The organism is Streptodolium elevatio (genome assembly GCF_053592165.1).
Genome location: NZ_JBSFVE010000001.1, coordinates 891,152 through 908,723 on the forward strand (window position 1 = coordinate 891,152; position 17,572 = coordinate 908,723).

The 17,572-nt window shown below is 73.3% G+C and carries 16 protein-coding genes; 10 read left to right on the forward strand and 6 right to left on the reverse strand.

What is annotated here, in order from left to right:
• Positions 1 to 6 precede the first annotated feature (6 nt).
• From ACWD12_RS03890 to ACWD12_RS03905, 4 genes are read left to right on the forward strand one after another with little or no spacing between them, the layout of a single operon-like run.
• On the forward strand, positions 7 to 1,614 hold the full coding sequence (locus tag ACWD12_RS03890) for an MFS transporter (protein WP_450098161.1): 1,608 nt from the start codon (positions 7 to 9) through the stop codon (positions 1,612 to 1,614).
• A gap of 10 nt (positions 1,615 to 1,624) precedes the next feature.
• Positions 1,625 to 2,062 (forward strand): hypothetical protein, encoded by a 438-nt coding sequence (locus ACWD12_RS03895; protein ID WP_358353033.1) that lies wholly within the window; start codon positions 1,625 to 1,627, stop codon positions 2,060 to 2,062.
• Between the two features lie 10 nt (positions 2,063 to 2,072).
• A complete protein-coding gene (locus tag ACWD12_RS03900; protein WP_450098162.1) occupies positions 2,073 to 2,723 on the forward strand; it encodes a futalosine hydrolase in 651 nt (216 codons plus the stop codon).
• Positions 2,720 to 3,571 carry a 1,4-dihydroxy-6-naphthoate synthase gene (locus tag ACWD12_RS03905; RefSeq protein WP_358353037.1) on the forward strand — a complete coding sequence of 284 codons (852 nt, stop codon included), beginning with the start codon at positions 2,720 to 2,722 and terminating at the stop codon, positions 3,569 to 3,571. Before ACWD12_RS03900 ends, ACWD12_RS03905 begins: the two co-directional genes overlap by 4 nt.
• A gap of 78 nt (positions 3,572 to 3,649) precedes the next feature.
• On the opposite strand, the gene ACWD12_RS03910 is transcribed toward ACWD12_RS03905, so the two are convergent.
• On the reverse strand, positions 3,650 to 4,033 hold the full coding sequence (locus tag ACWD12_RS03910; protein ID WP_281475853.1) for a cold-shock protein: 384 nt from the start codon (positions 4,031 to 4,033) through the stop codon (positions 3,650 to 3,652).
• A gap of 185 nt (positions 4,034 to 4,218) precedes the next feature.
• Here ACWD12_RS03910 and ACWD12_RS03915 point away from each other — a divergent pair, with 185 nt between their 5' ends.
• Together ACWD12_RS03915 and ACWD12_RS03920 are read left to right on the forward strand one after the other, a co-directional pair.
• Positions 4,219 to 4,473: a hypothetical protein gene (locus ACWD12_RS03915; protein WP_358353040.1), complete on the forward strand. Its 255-nt coding sequence runs from the start codon at positions 4,219 to 4,221 to the stop codon at positions 4,471 to 4,473.
• A gap of 183 nt (positions 4,474 to 4,656) precedes the next feature.
• Positions 4,657 to 5,610, forward strand: a complete 954-nt coding sequence (locus ACWD12_RS03920) for a sucrase ferredoxin (RefSeq protein WP_450098163.1) — start codon at positions 4,657 to 4,659, stop codon at positions 5,608 to 5,610.
• A gap of 34 nt (positions 5,611 to 5,644) precedes the next feature.
• Here the strand turns inward: ACWD12_RS03920 and ACWD12_RS03925 are convergent, their stop codons facing one another.
• Positions 5,645 to 6,526 carry a hypothetical protein gene (locus tag ACWD12_RS03925; protein ID WP_450098164.1) on the reverse strand — a complete coding sequence of 294 codons (882 nt, stop codon included), beginning with the start codon at positions 6,524 to 6,526 and terminating at the stop codon, positions 5,645 to 5,647.
• A gap of 297 nt (positions 6,527 to 6,823) precedes the next feature.
• Between ACWD12_RS03925 and ACWD12_RS03930 the strand changes: the two genes are divergently transcribed.
• Positions 6,824 to 9,283, forward strand: coding sequence for a helicase C-terminal domain-containing protein (locus ACWD12_RS03930; protein WP_450098210.1), 2,460 nt, complete (start codon positions 6,824 to 6,826; stop codon positions 9,281 to 9,283).
• A 141-nt stretch (positions 9,284 to 9,424) separates the two neighbouring features.
• Here the strand turns inward: ACWD12_RS03930 and ACWD12_RS03935 are convergent, their stop codons facing one another.
• Both ACWD12_RS03935 and ACWD12_RS03940 read right to left on the reverse strand, forming a co-directional pair.
• Positions 9,425 to 10,306, reverse strand: coding sequence for a hypothetical protein (locus ACWD12_RS03935; RefSeq protein WP_450098165.1), 882 nt, complete (start codon positions 10,304 to 10,306; stop codon positions 9,425 to 9,427).
• Positions 10,303 to 11,253, reverse strand: coding sequence for an ABC transporter ATP-binding protein (locus ACWD12_RS03940; protein ID WP_450098166.1), 951 nt, complete (start codon positions 11,251 to 11,253; stop codon positions 10,303 to 10,305). Before ACWD12_RS03940 ends, ACWD12_RS03935 begins: the two co-directional genes overlap by 4 nt.
• Before the next feature lie 229 nt (positions 11,254 to 11,482).
• Here ACWD12_RS03940 and ACWD12_RS03945 point away from each other — a divergent pair, with 229 nt between their 5' ends.
• On the forward strand, positions 11,483 to 13,132 hold the full coding sequence (locus ACWD12_RS03945; protein WP_358353049.1) for a DNA repair helicase XPB: 1,650 nt from the start codon (positions 11,483 to 11,485) through the stop codon (positions 13,130 to 13,132).
• A gap of 21 nt (positions 13,133 to 13,153) precedes the next feature.
• On the opposite strand, the gene ACWD12_RS03950 is transcribed toward ACWD12_RS03945, so the two are convergent.
• On the reverse strand, positions 13,154 to 13,849 hold the full coding sequence (locus ACWD12_RS03950) for a winged helix-turn-helix transcriptional regulator (RefSeq protein WP_450098167.1): 696 nt from the start codon (positions 13,847 to 13,849) through the stop codon (positions 13,154 to 13,156).
• 261 nt (positions 13,850 to 14,110) lie between these two features.
• Here ACWD12_RS03950 and ACWD12_RS03955 point away from each other — a divergent pair, with 261 nt between their 5' ends.
• Positions 14,111 to 14,962 carry a class I SAM-dependent methyltransferase gene (locus ACWD12_RS03955; protein ID WP_450098168.1) on the forward strand — a complete coding sequence of 284 codons (852 nt, stop codon included), beginning with the start codon at positions 14,111 to 14,113 and terminating at the stop codon, positions 14,960 to 14,962.
• A gap of 84 nt (positions 14,963 to 15,046) precedes the next feature.
• Here ACWD12_RS03955 and ACWD12_RS03960 read toward each other — a convergent pair whose 3' ends face one another.
• Entirely contained in the window at positions 15,047 to 15,169 is a 123-nt protein-coding gene (locus ACWD12_RS03960; RefSeq protein ID WP_450098169.1) for a hypothetical protein, read from the reverse strand.
• Between the two features lie 262 nt (positions 15,170 to 15,431).
• Here ACWD12_RS03960 and ACWD12_RS03965 point away from each other — a divergent pair, with 262 nt between their 5' ends.
• The gene (locus ACWD12_RS03965; protein ID WP_450098170.1) at positions 15,432 to 17,567 is read left to right on the forward strand and encodes a HelD family protein; all 2,136 of its coding nucleotides are present in this window, start codon (positions 15,432 to 15,434) and stop codon (positions 17,565 to 17,567) included.
• Positions 17,568 to 17,572: the final 5 nt, after the last annotated feature.

A 17,572-nucleotide genomic window follows, 5' to 3' on the forward strand; every position in this document is an offset into this window, starting at 1 on the left:
CAAGGGGTGGGAGCCTTGCGGACACGAAGTGAAATCAGAACCGGCACGGTACGGGTACGCGGCAGCAGCGCGACCGGCACCGGCCGGTTCCGCCGCGGCGTGTCCTGGTTCGGCGGGCTGCCGAAGTCGGTCGGCGGGCGGTTCCGGCGCGCGGCGGACTCGAAGGGCGCCAAGGAGAGCGGCCTCGGCAAGCTGATCGAGCTGCACGCGATCAACAACGCGGGTGACGCCCTCGTCACCATCGCGCTGGCGACCACGGTCTTCTTCTCGGTGCCGACCGGCGAGGCGCGCGACCGGGTGGCCCTCTACCTCCTGATCACGATGGCGCCGTTCGCACTGATGGCCCCGGTGATCGGCCCGCTGCTGGACCGGCTGCGGCGCGGTCGGCGGGTCGCGATGGCCGTGACCATGCTCGTACGCGCGGTTCTGGCGTTCATGATGGCCGGGGCGGTGGAGAACGGCGGCCTGGAGCTGTACCCGGAGGCGTTCGCGGTCCTGATGACCTCGAAGGCGTACGGCGTGTCGCGCAGCGCGGTGGTGCCCCGGCTCCAGCCGCGCTCGATGTCGCTGGTGAAGGTGAACTCGCGGATCACGATGTTCGGCCTGGCCGGCACCTTGATCGCGGCCCCAGTCGCGGGGCTCCTCAAGGTGACCGCCGGCACCCCGTGGATCATGTACGCGGCGGTCGCCGTCTTCGTCTTCGGCGCCGGGCTGTCCTTCGCGCTGCCCGCCAAGGTCGACTCCCCCGAGGGCGAGGACAAGGCGACGTTCACGCGTGAGGCGCCGGGGGCCGACCACGAGAGCCACTTCCCGCACCCGCGCCGGGCCAGGAACGCCGCCAAGGCGGCGGAGGCCGAACCCGGGTCCACATATGCCTCCACAGCCGCGGCCCGAGCGGAGGCCAAGGCCGAAGCCAAGGCCGAGGCCAAGGCGGAAGCCAAAGCCGAGGCCGACTCCAAGGCCGCCGCGAAGACGGCGGCGAAAGCCACCGCGAAGACGACCCGGCGACTGCGCAGCGTGGGTCCGTCCGTCGTCCTGGCCCTGTGGGCGAACGCGTCGCTGCGCTGGTTCTCCGGCTTCCTGGTGATGTTCCTGGGCTTCCTGCTGCGCGAGGAACCGGTCGCGGGGCTCGACAACAAGCAGGCCCTCGGCGCGGTCGTGGTCGCGGCGGCGGTCGGCAACGCGATCGGCACGGGGCTCGGCGCGTGGTTCAAGTCGAAAGCGCCCGAGGCGATCATCGTCGGCGTGGTGCTGACCGCGGCGGGTTCCGCGGTGGCGGCGGCGACGTTCTACGGGCTGACCACGGTGCTCGCGGTCGCGGCCGTCGCGGGGCTCGCGCAGGCGCTCGGCAAGCTGTCCCTCGACGCGATGATCCAGCGCGACATCCCCGAGGAAGTGCGTACGTCCGCCTTCGCGCGCAGCGAGACCGCACTGCAACTGGCGTGGGTGGTCGGCGGCGGTGTCGGCATCGTGCTGCCGCTGAACGGCACGCTCGGCATGGGCATCGCGGCGGGCGTGCTGGTCCTGGCGCTGGTGCTGACCGGACGCAGGCTCACGACGCGCCGATCGCGCCCGGCACGGTCCCCCGGCTTCCGGCTGCGCGGCGCCCGGTAACCTTCGGATCATGATGATCCGCCGCCATGCCGCCGTCGCGGGCGCAGTTGTCCTCGGGGCCTTCGCCCTGACGGGCTGTGAGAAGCCGACTCCCATCGTGACCCTGGTCAACGGCAGCGACTCCGTGGCCATCGAGGAGAGCTGCTCGAAGTCCGACCTGGCCGACGAAGCGAAGACCAGGGAGTGCAGCAAGGACAGCAAGGTCCTCAAGGTGACCACGGGCACCACGCTGCGCGTCGGCGTCGACAAGGAACTCGCGGACTCCGGCTGGAAGCTGCAGATCGGCGAGCGCGAGAGCGACGTCATCAAGGACAAGACGTTCCAGAACATGTACACCGTCCCCGAGGACGCGTTCGAGGACGAAAAGCAGATCCAGGTCGCGGTCGTCAAGGTCAACAAGGCGGGCGACTCGGTCGGCGCCTGGACCTTCGTGCTCGAGAAGAAGTAAGCCCCTCCCGGTGCGGATCCTCGTCGTCACCGCCGTCCCCGCCGAGCGCGACGCCGTGCTCGGCGGCGGCGCGGCGCCCGGTGTCGATGCCGTGGCCGCCGGGGTCGGTCCCGCCGCCGCGGCCGCGGGTACGGCTGCCGCGCTCGCGCGTACCGCCTACGACCTCGTCGTCAGCGCCGGCGTCGGCGGCGGCTTCGCCGGGGCCGCGCCCGTCGGGTCGCTGGTCGTCGCGGACCGGATCCTCGCGGCCGACCTCGGCGCGGAGACCGCGGACGGGTTCCTGCCGATCGACGAACTCGGTTTCGGCACCGGTGTGTTCGACGTCGACTCCGACCTGGTCGAGCGCATCGCGAAGGCCGCACGGGGCACTGTCCTCGACGTCGCCGTCGGCGCCGTCCTGACCGTCTCGACGGTCACCGGCTCGGCCGCCCGTGCCGCCGAGCTGACCCGCCGTCACCCGCGGGCCGCCGCGGAGGCGATGGAAGGCTTCGGCGTCGCCACCGCCGCGCACGCGGCCGGCGTGCCCTTCTGCGAACTGCGCACGATCTCCAACCCGGTGGGTCCCCGCGACCGCGACGCGTGGCGCATCCCCGACGCCCTGCGCGCGCTGGGCGTCGCGGCGGCCGCGATCCTGCCCGAACTGCGCGAGGAGCGAGCATGACAGCGACAACCCTGTCCATGGCGTACTCGCCGTGCCCCAACGACACGTTCACGTTCCACGCGTGGGCGCACGGGCTGGTGCCGGACGCGCCCGAGGTCGATGTCACGTACGCGGACATCGACATCACCAACGACCTTGCCCGGCGCGGCGGTCTGGACATCCTGAAGATCTCGTACGCCGCCCTGCCCTGGGTCCTCGACGAGTACGCCCTGCTGCCCTGCGGCGGCGCGCTCGGCCGCGGCTGCGGGCCGCTGGTGCTGGCCCGCGAGGCGCACGCGCCCGCCGACCTGGCGGGCCGCGTCGTGGCGGTGCCGAGCGAACGGTCCACCGCCTACCTGCTGTTCCGCCTGTGGGCGGCGCGGGCGATCCCGGGCGGGGCCGGCGAGATCCGGGTCATGCCGTTCCACGAGATCATGCCCGCGGTGCGCGACGGGGTGGTGGACGCGGGGCTGGTGATCCACGAGGCGCGGTTCACGTACCAGCAGTACGGGCTCGCCTGCCTCGCCGACATGGGTGAGGAGTGGGAGGCCGACACGGGTCTGGCGATCCCGCTGGGGGCGATCGTCGCCCGGCGCTCGCTGGACCTGCCGGCCCTGGCGGCCGCGGCGCGGGCGTCGGTGGAGCACGCGTGGGCGGACCCGGCGGCGTCGCGCGCGTACGTCCAGGAGCACGCGCAGGAGATGAGCCCGTCCGTGCAGGAGCGCCATATCGACCTGTACGTCAACGAGTTCACCCGCGACCTCGGCGACGAGGGCTACGCGGCGGTGCACGGCCTGCTGGGGCGCGCGGCGGACGCGGGGCTGGTCCCGGCCGTCCCCGCCCATCTGCTGGCGTTCCCGGGGCACTGAGGCCCGCGCTGCGGCCCCCGGCCCGGTTCGCGGGTCCGGGCGGCCGCGGGGCGGGCCTCGGCTCTTCGTCCTCGGGTCTCAGCTCTCTATCTGGTCCGCCACGGCGCGCAGCAGTTCGGCGACCTTGTGCGCGGTCGTCTTGTCCGGGTAGCGGCCCCGGCGCAGGGTGTTGGACACGCCGTCGAGCACCTTGATGACGTCCTCGACTATGACCGTCATCTCGTCGGGCTTCTTGCGCGTCGCGGCGACCACCGACGGACGCGGGTCCAGGACGCGTACGGACAGCGCCTGTTCACCCCGGCGGCCTTCGACGATGCCGAACTCGACCCGCATGCCGGGCTTGAGCGAGTCGACACCCTGCGGCAGCGCGGAGGAGTGGACGAAGACGTCGCCGCCGTCGTCGCGGGAGAGGAAGCCGAAGCCCTTCTCGGTGTCGAACCACTTGACCTTGCCGGTGGGCACGGAGGACCTCGCCTGTGTCGGGACGTCGCCATCTGGACGGTCGGGACCGGAGCAGAACAGGGTGATGCCGCGACGGGTAAGCGCATGACGCCCCCGTTCACCCACCCAGGCTAACGGTCGCGACCGACGCGGCACACGGGGATACCCGCGCGGGAACAGCCGCACGGGCCAAGTACCGTGGGGTGGTGAGCACCATCGATTCCTCCCGCACGGCGCCCCGCGAGGCGGGCCGCGCCGACACCGCGGTCCGCGTCGGCACGATCGTGTTCGCCGTCGGCGCCGTGGCCACCCTGGCGACCCTGACACCGTTCCTGATCGGCGCCGACGCGCTGCCCCGAGCGGTCTACCTGCTGAGCGTGCTGATGCCGCTCGGACTCGCGGTCCTGATCGGCGGTGTCGTCGCGACGGCGCGCGGGCAGCGACGCAGCGTGCCCGACTGATCCGGCACGAGCCTCTGCGCGGTGCCGCGCGGTGCGACCCGGCGTGTCGTTTGCCGCGCGGGTGACTTGTACGCTGGGCGCGCGCCTCCGGGAACCCTCGCACGCCTCTTGTGCCTTCCCCGATCGACCCTCGCTCGGGGCTGTGACTTTGCGTAACGAATTAGGTTACCCTAACCTAATCTCGTGGCAGCCTTGAATCCTCCGGTGAGTCCGACCGCGCCCGCACGCGGCTCCGACCGATGCGCGGTGGTCGCCCGCGCGCTGGGCGAGTCGGTGCTCGGCAGCGCCCCCGAGACCTGCGACGCCTGGCTGCTGATCGAGCACCCCGGCCCGTGGCCCGCGTACGACGCACCCCCCGGGCTGTCCCCCGAGGTCGTCGAGTTCCTCGACCGTCTCCCGGCGTACCGCATCCGCCCGCAGCTCATCCGACGCCCCGGCGCCCGCCGCCCGGTGCCGCCGCACCAGGTGTACGTCTCGTTCTCCGGCGGCTCGGTCGGCGGCGAGCCGTGGACCGAGCAGCGCGAAGTGGCGGACCTGCGCGAGTTGTTCACCCTCGACCTGGGTGCGGTCTCGCGTGGCGAGCGGCCCGGCTGGGGCACCCCGCACGAGGAACCGGTGCTCCTGGTGTGCACGCACGGCAAGCGCGAGCCGTGCTGCGCGCAGTTCGGGCGGCCGACCGTGCGGGCGCTGCACGCGGCGTACGGCGACCCGGTGTGGGAGACCACCCACGTCGGCGGGGACCGCTACGCGGCCAACCTCGTCGCGCTGCCGCACGGCACGTACCACGGGCTCGTCACCGAGCCGGTCGCCGCCGAGGTCGGCGCGGCCTGCCTGCGCGGCGAGATCGACCTCGCGCACTACCGGGGCCGCATGGGCGTGCCCGCCGCCGTCCAGGCCGCGGAGTGGTTCGCCCGCAGCCACACCGGCGTCGTCGCGATCGGTGCGGTACGCCCGCTCGCGCACGTCGACCACGCCGACGGCGGTGCCACCGTCGACATCGACGCCGACGGGCGACTGCTCCAGATCACGGTGCGCACCGCACGCAGCGGCTGCTCGCGGCTCACCTCGTGCTCCCAGGGCACGGTCTCCGACCCGGACGAGTTCGTACTCGCGGAGCTACGCGAACTGACCGACTGAGCCCCGCAGTCCGGCGGGGGGCGCCGACCCCCGGCTACTCGCCCGACTCCGCCTGCTTCCGCAGCAGCACCACCAGCAGGTACACCGCCGCGGCGGCGCCGAAGACGCGCGGCATCGTCGGGAGCAAGTCCTCGAAACGGTCCCATGCCTGACTGCGCGTCAGGTCCGTCCCGGCGCGATCGGTCGCCCGCAGCCACATCGCCGTGGCGAACCCCGCGACGGTCACGATCGGGATCGTGAAGCCCGCCATGCGCTTCTCGCCCAGCGTCCACAGGGCGGAGGTGAACGCGACCAGCAGCCCTATCACCACGACGACGGCCGACCCGACCATCGCCCCCACCACCAGCAGCACGATCGTGACCAGTTCGCGCACCGACGCGCGCAACGGCACGCGCTGCACCGGCTCGGGCCCGACGATCTCCTCGACGCCCTCCCACTGCGAGGCGCCGCCCGGGGCGATCCCGATCGGGTACGCCGGCCACCCGATCAGCCCGTCGCCCACCGGCATGATCGGCGTCGCGCTCATCGCCTGCTCCTCGGAGCCGTCGCGCTGCGACGGCACGGGGCTGGCGTCGGGCCGGAACCCGATCTGCGCGGCGATGGTCGCGGTCCGCGAACCGCGCACGGCGGCCCCGCCGGACGCGTCCATCCCGGCACCCGCCTGCGCGGCGTGGCCCGAATACTCCGGAACGCGGAAGACCTCGTTGGCGACCACCGCATCGGGCGTGCCGAGCCGCGTCAGGATGCCCTTGACCGCCGCCGGGGTGTTGGCGTTGCCCCGCTCGCGCTCCTGGTCGATCTCACCGCGCAGCCTTTCGACCAGGCGTGCCCGGTCGGCGGGCCGCAGCTTGCGCTGTGCGGCGTCGCCGACTTCGCCCAGGTACTGGAGGACCAGACGGTCGCACTCGAAATCCATGCCCGGCCTTTCGCCCCCACGACATGCCTGATTCATCCTGATGGACCAGCACTCCAGCTTAGAACCGCGTCCCGGTCCGAGGGATCCTTTCCCCCGATCGGGGGAACCGGAACACCACGACGCAGGAACACCACGACTCGGGAACGCCTGTTCGCCGACGAGCCGACGTCGCGTCGACCCGTCGACCCGTCCGACCCGTCGACCACGCGACGGCCCGTTCGCCCCGCAGCCCGCGGCGGTGGTGCCGCTCCGCAGGTCGGTGCGGCAGGGTGAGCGGCTAACGTTGTCGGGATGACCATGTCGACCCACAGACCCCCGGACAGACCCGCCGGTACGCCCGGCGGGAGCGCGCCGCCGCGCACGCTCGCCGAGGATCTGCGCGGGCGCGGCGACGACGAGATCGCGCTGCTGCTCCGCGCGCGGCCCGATCTGACCACGCCGGTGCCGGTCGACCTGACGCAGTTGGCGACCCGGGCGACCACGCGCGCATCGGTCGCGCGCGTTCTGGAGCGGTTGGACAGGTTCACCCTCCAGGTTGTAGACGCCGCGGTCGTGCTGCCGGACGGGTTCGCGTACGAGGCGCTGTGCGAGCTGGTCGGCGACGTGCCGCAGCTCGCGGCCGCGGTCGAGACCTTGCGCGTACGCGCCCTCCTGTGGGGGCCCGCGTCGTCGCTGCGCGTCGTGCGCACCGTGCGCGACCTCGCCGGCACCGCACCGGCCGGGCTCGGCCCGCCGCTGGCCGTGGCGCTCGGCGCGACCGGTCCTTCGCGGTTGCAGGAGGTACTGGCCGACCTCGGTCTGCCGCCCACCGCCGACGCGGTGGGCGCGATCGCCGCGATGGCCGGCATGTTCGGCGACCACAAAGCGGTCGCCGCCCTGCTGACCCAGGCGCCGCCCGCCGCGCTCGAAGTGCTCGACAAGCTGGTGTGGGGACCGCCCACCGGCAGCGTGCGCGGCGCCGACCGGCCGGTGCGCGCCGACGAGGCCAACAGCCCGGTCGAGTGGCTGCTCGCCCGGGGGCTGCTCGTGCCCGCGGGCCCGCAGACCGTCGTCCTGCCGCGCGAACTCGCCCTCGTGCTGCGCGGCGGGCGCGTACACCGGGCCTTGGAGCCGACGCCGCCGGACATCGCGACGACGCCACGTGATCCGCAGGCTGTGGACGCCGCGGCCGCGGGCGCCGCGTTCACCGCCGTGCGGCAGGTCGAGAAGCTGCTCGAACTGTGGAGCGCCGGCGGGCCCCCCGTGCTGCGCGCCGGGGGCCTGGGCGTACGCGACCTCAAGCGCGTCGCCGCGGCCCTCGACGTCCCCGAGGCCGAGGCCGCGGTGTGGCTGGAGTTGGCGTACGCGGCCGGTCTGGTCGCGGGCGACGGCGAACCCGACGAGCAGTGGCTGCCGACTCCCGCCTACGACGTGTGGCGGGCCCGGCCAGTGGCGGAGCGCTGGGCGGCCCTGGCCGGAGTCTGGCTGGAGACCACGCGCGTGCCGGGCCTGGTCGGCACGCGCGACGACAAGGACAGGCCGGTCAACGCCCTGGGTCCGGGCATCGACCGCACCACCGCCCCCGAGGTACGCCACGCGCTGCTCGGCCGTCTGGCCGACCTGCCGCCCGGCACCTCCGCACCGGCCGCCGACCTGCTCGCCGACCTGGCCTGGCACCGCCCGGTCCGTACCGCGCGGCTGCGCTCCGAACTCGCCGACCGCACGCTGGTCGAGGCCGAGTTGCTGGGGGTCACCGGGCGCGGCGCCATCGGCGGCGCGGGCCGCGCCCTGCTGAACGGCGAGCTGAACACCGCGGCCGAGGCGCTCGCGCCGCTGCTCCCGGTTCCGCTGGACCACGTGCTGCTCCAGGCCGACCTGACCGCCGTCGCACCCGGCCCGCTCGTGGTCGAACTCGCCCAGGAACTGCACATGGCAGCCGACATCGAGTCGACCGGCGGCGCCACCGTGTACCGGTTCAGCGAGCCGTCCATCCGCCGCGCGCTCGACTCCGGGCGGACCGCCGCCGACCTGCACCGGTTGTTCGCGACGCATTCGCGTACGCCGGTGCCGCAGCCACTCACCTACCTCGTGGACGACATCGCGCGGCGGCACGGACGCCTGCGGGTGGGTGCCGCATCGGCGTACCTGCGCTGCGACGACGAGTCGGTGCTGAGCGAACTGCTCGCCGACCGCCGCGCCACCGGGCTGCGCATGCGGCGTCTCGCCCCGACCGTGCTGGCCGCCGAGGGCGCTCCCGACGCGGTCCTGTCGGCCCTGCGCACCCTCGGGTACGCGCCGATGGCCGAGTCCGCGACCGGCGACGTCGTGGTCACGCGGCCCGACGCCCGGCGTACGCCGCCCAGGTCGCTGCCGCCGCGCGTGACCGGCGAGCCGCCCGCCCCGAGTGCGAGCCTGATCTCCGCCGCGGTGAGCACGATCCGGGCCGGGGACCGCGCGGCGGTCAGCCGCCCGCGAGGCCTCGGCAACGGCGAGGCGCCCGCCGAACTGCCGCGCACCTCCGCCGCCGAGACGCTGCTCGCGCTGCAGTCGGCGCTGGCGGACCGGCGGCCGGTGTGGATCGGCTACGTCACGCGCGAAGGCCGGGCCACGCAGCGCATCATCGTGCCGCTCGGCCTTGAGGGCGGGTACGTCACGGCGCAGGAGCACACCGCCGGGGAACTGCACACCTACCCGCTGCACCGCATCACCGGCGTCGAAGCCGTCGACGTCGCGGATGCCGCCGCCGACACGGAAACCGGCGCGGGCACCGCCAAGTAGTCACCGCGACGCCGCCACCGGTGAGCGGCAATCGCGGCGCCGCCGCCGCTGAGCGTGAGTCGCCACGCCGTCACCGCCGAACGACAACCGTCGACCGGCGCCCCCACAACCACGTGCCGGGCGGTCCGCCCGGCACGCACGTCACATCTCGCGGCGGCCGACCCGCCACACCGCCAGGGACAGCATTGTCAGCGTGACCAGCACCGCCACGATCGCCGGCCGTACGAACTCGCCCGGCGAGGCGTTCTCCAGGAGTTCGACCCCCGCGCCGCCCAGCGACGACGGCTCCCAGTCGCGCATCGGCTTCCACAGCCGCGGCAGGGGCGACAGCACGAGTGCCACGAGCGCGGCGCCGAACAGCGCCACGGGCCGCCGCAGGAACGCCGAGGCGCCCGCGACCAGGCCCAGCGCCATGAGCAGGTAGAGCGTGTTGAACAACGCGCCGTACAGGATCCGGTCGGTCGGCACCGGCCCCCAGAGCCAGCGCAGTTCGGCCCACACGATGCCCGTGGCCACCGTGTTCGCGATGCAGACGGCCGCCGCGCACACCGTCCAGCGCGGCACGACCAGGTCCCACGCCTGGCGGGTTCGGGTGCGGTAGAACGCGGCGAGTCCGGGGCGGTGGTCGACGGCGAGCGCCGCCGCGGCGATGCCGAGCGCGACGAACAGGCCGATCTGCCCGGACGCCGAGACGTACGCGGCCATGCCCTCGGGCGCGCCCATGTCGTCCGGCGGGTTGGCCCCGTCCGCGCCCAGTACTTCCAGGATGCGGTTCAGGTGCCGCACCACGAGCGGCCCCGCCGCGCCGAGCAGCGGGAAGGCGATGAGCAGGAGCAGCCAGCGGCGGGTGCGCGTGACGCGGAGGACTTCGAGGCGCCACAGGCCCAGCGGCCGACGTACGCGCGGCATCGCGGCCTCTGCCGTACGTGCGGGTCCGCGCGTCTGCTCGGCGACCGCCTTGGCCGCGGCTCTGGTCCCGGCGCGTCCGGCCGCGCTCAGCCGGCTCACGCTGCGTTCGCTCATCGGGCCGCACCGGTGATCGACAGGAAGGCGCTCTCCAGGTCCGACTCCTCGGGCCCGACCGAGATGACGCGCGCGGCGCTGCGGTCCAGCACGCCGAGGATGTTGCGCTCGCCCTCGTCGACCGTGCGGGCCTGCACGCGGACCAGACCGGGGCGTACCGACGACACCCGCACGACCCAGTCCTCGGCCGCGAACGTGCGGCACAGCGCGGCGCCGTCGTCGCGCAGCCGGATCAGCCACGTCGGCCGCATGTGCTCGGCGACCAGCTCGGCCACCGGGCCCTGGTAGATGAGGCGGCCCGCGCGCAGCACGCCGACCTGGTCGCACACGCGCTGCACGTCGGCCAGGATGTGGCTGGAGAAGACGACGGTGGTCCGGCCGCGCATGCCGGCGACCAGGTCCAGGACCTCGGCACGGCCGCGCGGGTCGAGGGCCGACGTCGGCTCGTCGAGGATCATCAGGTCCGGCTCGGCGACCAGCGCGGCGGCCAGGCCGAGGCGCTGCGTCATGCCGCGCGAGAACGACCCGGCCTTGCGGTCCGCGGCCTCGACGAGCCCCGTGCGGTGCAGCGCGGTCTTGACGCACTCCAGGCGCAGGTCCGGGTTGACCAGCCGTCCGGCCAGTTCGACCACTTCGGCGGCGCTCAGCCAGGGTTCGAACTCGGGGACGTCGGTGCACACCGCCACCCGGTCCTGCGGGACCCCGAAGTCCACCTCGCCCGCGTCCGCCCGCCGCATGCCGCTGATGAGCGAGAGCAGCGTCGTCTTCCCCGCGCCGTTCGGCCCGACCAGGCCGTAGACGCTCCCCCGGGGCACGGCGAGGCCGACACCGAACACGCCGGTGCCGCGACCGTAGTCGCGCGTCAGCCCGTGCGTACGCAGCGCAGGGCCGGACTCGGAAGCCGCGGGGGCACCGGGGACACCCGGCAGCGGCGGAAAAATGGCCATTGAATATCAGGGTAGGAGCGCCGGACCGAACCGTGGTTCCTCCTCAAGGAGGGGTCTTGCGCTCATCCCTGCGCAGTACGGTTCCGTAGGGCTGCTTCCCCGGGTGAATATCGGCGATGCGGAGCGGTTTTCGGCCGGTTGGTCCGGGCGGGCGCAGCCGACCGGAACACAGTGGTCCCCGGGGTGGTTCACACTGGGAGTCCCCCATTCGCCGTAAGAGAGGCCCCGCGTGGCAGAGCCGACAACCGGCCCGCTCATCGTGCAGTCCGACAAGACGCTCCTGTTGGAGATCGACCACGAGGCCGCGGCCGACTGCCGCCGGGCCATCGCGCCGTTCGCCGAACTGGAGCGCGCGCCGGAGCACGTGCACACGTACCGCCTCACGCCGCTGGGGCTGTGGAACGCCCGCGCGGCCGGGCACGACGCCGAGCAGGTCGTCGACGTGCTGCTGCGCTACTCGCGCTACCCGGTGCCGCACGCGCTGCTGGTCGACGTCGCCGAGACCATGGGCAGGTACGGCCGCCTCACCCTCGCCAAGCACCCCGTGCACGGCCTGGTGCTGACCACGACCGACCGGGCGGTGCTCGAAGAGGTCCTGCGCAGCAAGAAGATGGCCCCGCTGGTCGGGAACCGGGTCGACGCGGACAGCGTCGCGGTACACCCGTCCGAGCGCGGGCAGATCAAGCAGGTGCTGCTCAAGCTGGGCTGGCCCGCCGAGGACCTGGCCGGGTACGTCGACGGCGAGGCGCACCCGATCGAGCTCGCCGAGGACGGCTGGACGCTGCGGCCGTACCAGAAGGAGGCCGTCGAGGGCTTCTGGCACGGCGGCTCCGGCGTGGTCGTGCTGCCCTGCGGCGCCGGCAAGACGCTGGTCGGCGCGGCGGCGATGGCCACCGCGAAGGCGACCACGCTGATCCTGGTGACCAACACGGTCTCGGCGCGGCAGTGGAAGTCCGAGCTGGTCAAGCGCACCTCGCTGACCGAGGACGAGATCGGCGAGTACAGCGGCACGCGCAAGGAGATCCGGCCGGTCACGATCGCGACGTACCAGGTGGTCACGACGCGGCGGAAGGGCGTCTACCCGCACCTGGAGCTGTTCGACTCCCGCGACTGGGGCCTCATCGTGTACGACGAGGTACACCTGCTGCCGGCCCCCATCTTCCGCTTCACCGCGGACCTCCAGGCGCGCCGCCGGCTCGGCCTGACCGCGACGCTCGTACGCGAGGACGGCCGTGAGGGCGACGTGTTCTCGCTCATCGGCCCCAAGCGCTACGACGCGCCGTGGAAGGAGATCGAGAACCAGGGCTACATCGCCCCGGCGGACTGCGTCGAGGTGCGGGTCACGCTGACGGACGCCGAGCGGCTCGCGTACGCGACGGCCGAACCGGAGGAGCGCTACCGCTTCTGCGCGACGACCGAGACCAAGACGCGGGTCACCAGCGAGCTGGTGGCCCGGCACGCGGGCGAGCAGACGCTCGTGATCGGCCAGTACATCGACCAGCTCGACGAGCTGGGCGAGCGGCTGGACGCGCCGGTGATCAAGGGCGAGACGCGCAACACCGAGCGGGAGCGGCTGTTCGAGGCGTTCCGGCAGGGCGAGGTCTCGGTCCTGGTGGTCAGCAAGGTCGCGAACTTCTCGATCGACCTGCCGGAGGCGGCGGTGGCGATCCAGGTGTCCGGGTCGTTCGGGTCGCGGCAGGAGGAGGCCCAGCGCCTCGGCCGGGTGCTGCGGCCCAAGGCGGACGGCCGGGCGGCGCGGTTCTACTCGGTGGTGGCGCGCGACACGATCGACCAGGAGTTCGCGGCGCACCGGCAGCGGTTCCTGGCGGAGCAGGGGTACGCGTACCAGATCGTCGACGCGGACGACCTGCGGTCGTAGTGCTCGCCGGCGGTTCCCCGCTCAGGCCGGGCGGGGCACCGCGGCGAATCCCGGGAGGGTGAACCAGCCGGGCAGCCCGCGGCGCATGTCCTCGGGGCCGTGCACGTCGATGTCGCCGGCGCGCAGCGCATCCGCCCAGCGCAGGTCGCCGCGCCAGATCTCGATCAGGCGGCGCAGGCCGGACGTCACGGTCACGTCGACCTCGAAGCCGGGGTCGGCGTCGCACAGGTCCGCGTCGGCGGCGCCGGGGTCGCCGGCGCTGATGACCAGCCACCAGTCGCGGGCGCGCGCGGGGACGTCCGGGAACCGGAAGCGCACGACGGTGCGGCGGCCGGCGGGGACGGCGTCGCCGTCGACGCTGCGGCGCATGTCCCAGAGCAGGAGCTTGGGGTCGAGGTCGGCGTCGCCCAGCTCGCCGGTCCAGCGGACCCCCCAGATGCTCAACGCCTCGACCACCGGGCGGAGTTCGTGGCCCGCGGGGGTGAGGACGTACCGCACGTCGGTGCCGTCGACGACACGCTCCACGATGCCGGCGCGGGTCAGGTGGGTCAGGCGCTTGGACAACAACGTCGGTGACATGCGCGGCACTCCGCGGCGCACCTCGTTGAACCGCTCGCTGCCGGCGCACAGTTCGCGCACGATCAGGAGCGTCCAGCGCTCGTCGAGCAGTTCCATGGCCTTGGCGACGGGGCAGAACTGATAGTACGAAGCGCCCATGGTGGCGAGCGTACGGCTACTCCGCGGGCGGGCGCAGCGCCTTTGCCCAACGGGCGGTACAGATCCTGTACTAGGCGGGCGGGGGCGTGCCTTCTAGCTTGGATTGCCTGAGGCCGCGGTGAACTGCCGCAGGGCACTGCCGAGTTGGCGCCTGCCGTTCGAACCGGACGGGGGTGCCGCGCCACACGAGGAGTGCGGGGCGGGCCCGAGCGACTTCGCGCGGCGAGGAGTCACACGTTCCCTGGGGGGAAGGTACCCAACATGAAAGAAACCGACATTTCGGGCAGCGATGCGGCGCGAGAAGCCGATCGCGCCCTCAAAGCCAAGCATCGCGCCATGTGGGCGCTCGGCGACTACCCGGCCGTCGCCACCGAGGTCATCGCCGAACTCGGCCCCGAGCTGGCCGCGGCCGCCGGAGCGGCGCCCGGCATCCGGGTGCTCGACGTGGCGGCCGGATCCGGCAACGCCGCGACAGCCGCGGCGCTCGCCGGTGCCGAGGTCGTGGCGTCCGACCTGACGCCGGAACTGCTGGAGGTCGGGCGGAGCCAGGCCGAGGCGGCGGGCGCCAAACTGGAGTGGCGGCAGGCGGACGCCGAGGACATGCCGTTCGGAGACGCCGAGTTCGACGCCGTCATGTCCTGCGTCGGCGTGATGTTCGCGCCGCACCACCAGGCGACCGCGGACGAGCTGGTGCGCGTGTGCAAGCCGGGAGGCCGCATCGCGCTGACCAACTGGACCCCGCAGGGGTTCATCGGGCAGATGTTCGCCACGATGAAGCCGTACGCCGCCCCGCCGCCACCCGGCGCGCAGCCGCCTCCACTGTGGGGCGACCCGGACCACGTACGGGCGCTGCTCGGCGACCGGGTCGAGGACTTCAGCGCGGAGCGGCGGCAACTGGCGGTCGGCCACTTCGGCGGGCCGGAGGAGTTCCGCGACTACTTCAAAGCCAACTACGGGCCGACGATCGCGGTGTACCGCAACATCGCCGACGATCCGGAGAAGGTCGCGGCGCTCGACCAGGCACTCGCCGAACTCCCGAAAAAGTTCCGGCTCGACGGGGACTCGCCGGTGTTGACCTGGGAGTACTTGCTCGTCACGGCCCGACGGCGCTGAGGCGCGGCGGGGCCGAGGCAATCCGGAACACGATCAATGGCCGCCCCGGATCGGGGTGGCCATTGGGACTGCGACGAGGGCCGGTCAGTCGATGCCGTGCTTGCCGAGCAGGACGACCTTTGCGGTGGTGACGGCGAAGATGCCGATGCCGCGGGCGGCGGGTACCCGGGCGGTCTGCCGGGTCGGGGTGCGGAGTGTGGTTGCCATGTCGTCAACGCTAAGTTTTCCGACATAAGGGGCGCGTCCGTACCGGGTCGCGTCCCCGGGTAGCCCGCGGGGATGACGGGGTCCCGACCGTCTCGGGGTGGAAAGTCGGGTTGAACATGACGTTCGGCCGGGTTTAGGGTGGCCGATTCCGCTGCCGCGTAACCGCACTACCCCTAGGGGTTGGGCGCCGGCCACGTCGACCGGTCGGAATCGGTCGGCGTCCTCTTCCTCGCAGGAAGCCGCCCACGCACTTCGGAGTCTCATGTCCGCGTACGCCGCCGACCCGTCCTTCGACGCCCGCACACCCGCCTCCCCCGCCCCCGATCCGGACCCCGCGCTCGCCGCCGAGCGCGCCCATCTCGACGCCTCCCGCGCGGCCCTGCGCCGCATGCGCGAGGACACCGAAGCCCTCGACCTGACCGATGTCGGCGGCAACGAGGTGTCCAACAAGCTGGTGCACAGCCTCATCCAGGACCGCATCGCGGCCCTCGCGGACCTCGCCGACACCCCGCTGTTCTTCGGCCGCATCGACGGCCGGTTCGCGGACGCCCCCGAGGTCGCCACCGGCACCGCACCCGTCGAGGTGGCCGCCGACCCGTCCCGACCGCTCGAACGCTTCTGGATCGGCCGCCGCCACGTCCACGACAACCACGGCGACCCGATGGTCGTCGACTGGCGCGCGCCCGTGTCGCGGTCGTTCTACCGCGCCACCCGTATCGACCCGCTGGGCGTCGAACTGCGCCGCCGCTTCGGCTGGACCGGCGGCACCCTCACCGCGTTCGAGGACGAGCACCTGACCGACGCGGCCGAGCACGACGCCAAGAGCGTGATCCTCGCCGCCGAGATCGAGCGCCCGCGCGTCGGCCCGATGCGCGACATCGTCGCGACCATCCAGCCCGAGCAGGACGAGATCGTGCGCGCCGACCTCGGCGAGACCGTCTGCGTGCAAGGCGCCCCCGGCACCGGCAAGACCGCCGTCGGCCTGCACCGCGTCGCCTGGCTGCTGTACGCGCACCGCGAGCGCCTGCACCGCAGCGGCACCCTCGTCGTCGGCCCGAACCGCTCCTTCCTCGACTACATCCAGCAGGTCCTTCCGGCGCTCGGCGAGGTCGAGGTCGGGCAGACCACGGTCGAGGACCTGGTGGCCCGCGTCCCGGTCAAGGCCGCCGACAGCCCCGAGGCCGGGCGGCTCAAGGGCGACGCGCGCATGGCCGAGGTGCTGCGGCGCGCGGTGTGGTCGGGGGTCGTCGACGCGCCGACCGAGTCGCTGCTCGTGGTGCGCGGCTCGCGGCGGTGGCGGGTGCCGTCGTACGACGTCGAGGAGGTCGTCGCGGGCCTGCGCTCGCGCGACGTGCGGTACGGCGCGGCCCGCGACATGCTGCACCAGCGCCTCGCGCACGCCGTCCTCGTGCAGATGGAGCGCGCCGGGGAGTCGCCCGACGACCGGGTGCAGGACTCGGTGGCCCGCTCGCGTCCCGTCCGCGACCTGGTGAACGCGGTGTGGCCGGCCGTGGACCCCGCGAAGCTGGTGATGCGCCTGCTGTCCGACGCGGAGTTCCTCGCCGCGTGCGCGAACGGCGTGCTCACCGCCGACGAGCAGGCGCTGATCCTGTGGACAAAGCCCGCGCGCGGCGTCGGCTCGGCCAAATGGACGGCCGCCGACGCGGTGCTTGTGGACGAGGCCGCGGACCTGGTGGCGCGTACCCCCAGCCTCGGCCATGTGGTTGTGGACGAAGCGCAGGACCTTTCCGCCATGCAGTGCCGCGCGGTGGGCCGCCGCTGCTCGACCGGCTCGGCCACGGTGCTGGGCGACATCGCCCAGGGCACGACCCCGTGGGCGGCCACCGACTGGCCGACGACACTGCGGCATCTCGGGCGTACGGACGCACGGTTGGAGGAACTGACGCGGGGCTTCCGGGTGCCGCGCGAGATCCTGGACTTCGCGAGCCGACTGCTCCCGCACATCGCGCCTGGCCTGGCTCCCGCGAGCTCGGTACGCGAGGCCCCCGGCTCGCTGGCCGTGCACACCGTCGATCCACAGGCTGTGGACAAAGCCGCCGCCGACGAGGCCTCGGACCTGCTGAAACTCGAAGGCTCGGTCGGCCTCATCGCCGCCGACGCGCAAATCCCCGCGCTCGCCGCCGCGTTGCGCGACGCCGGGCTGCGCCACCGGATCCTGGGCTGCGACGACGGCCCCGAGGCCGAGGCGGCGCGTCTCAGCCTCGTCCCCGCGAGCCTCGCCAAGGGCCTCGAATTCGACCACATCGCCGTCGCCGAGCCGACCGCCATCGTCGAGGCCGAACCCCAGGGACTGCGGCGGCTGTACGTCGTCCTGACCCGCGCCGTCTCCACCCTCGCCGTCGTCCACAGCCGCCCGCTGCCACCCGAACTGGGGTAGGAGTC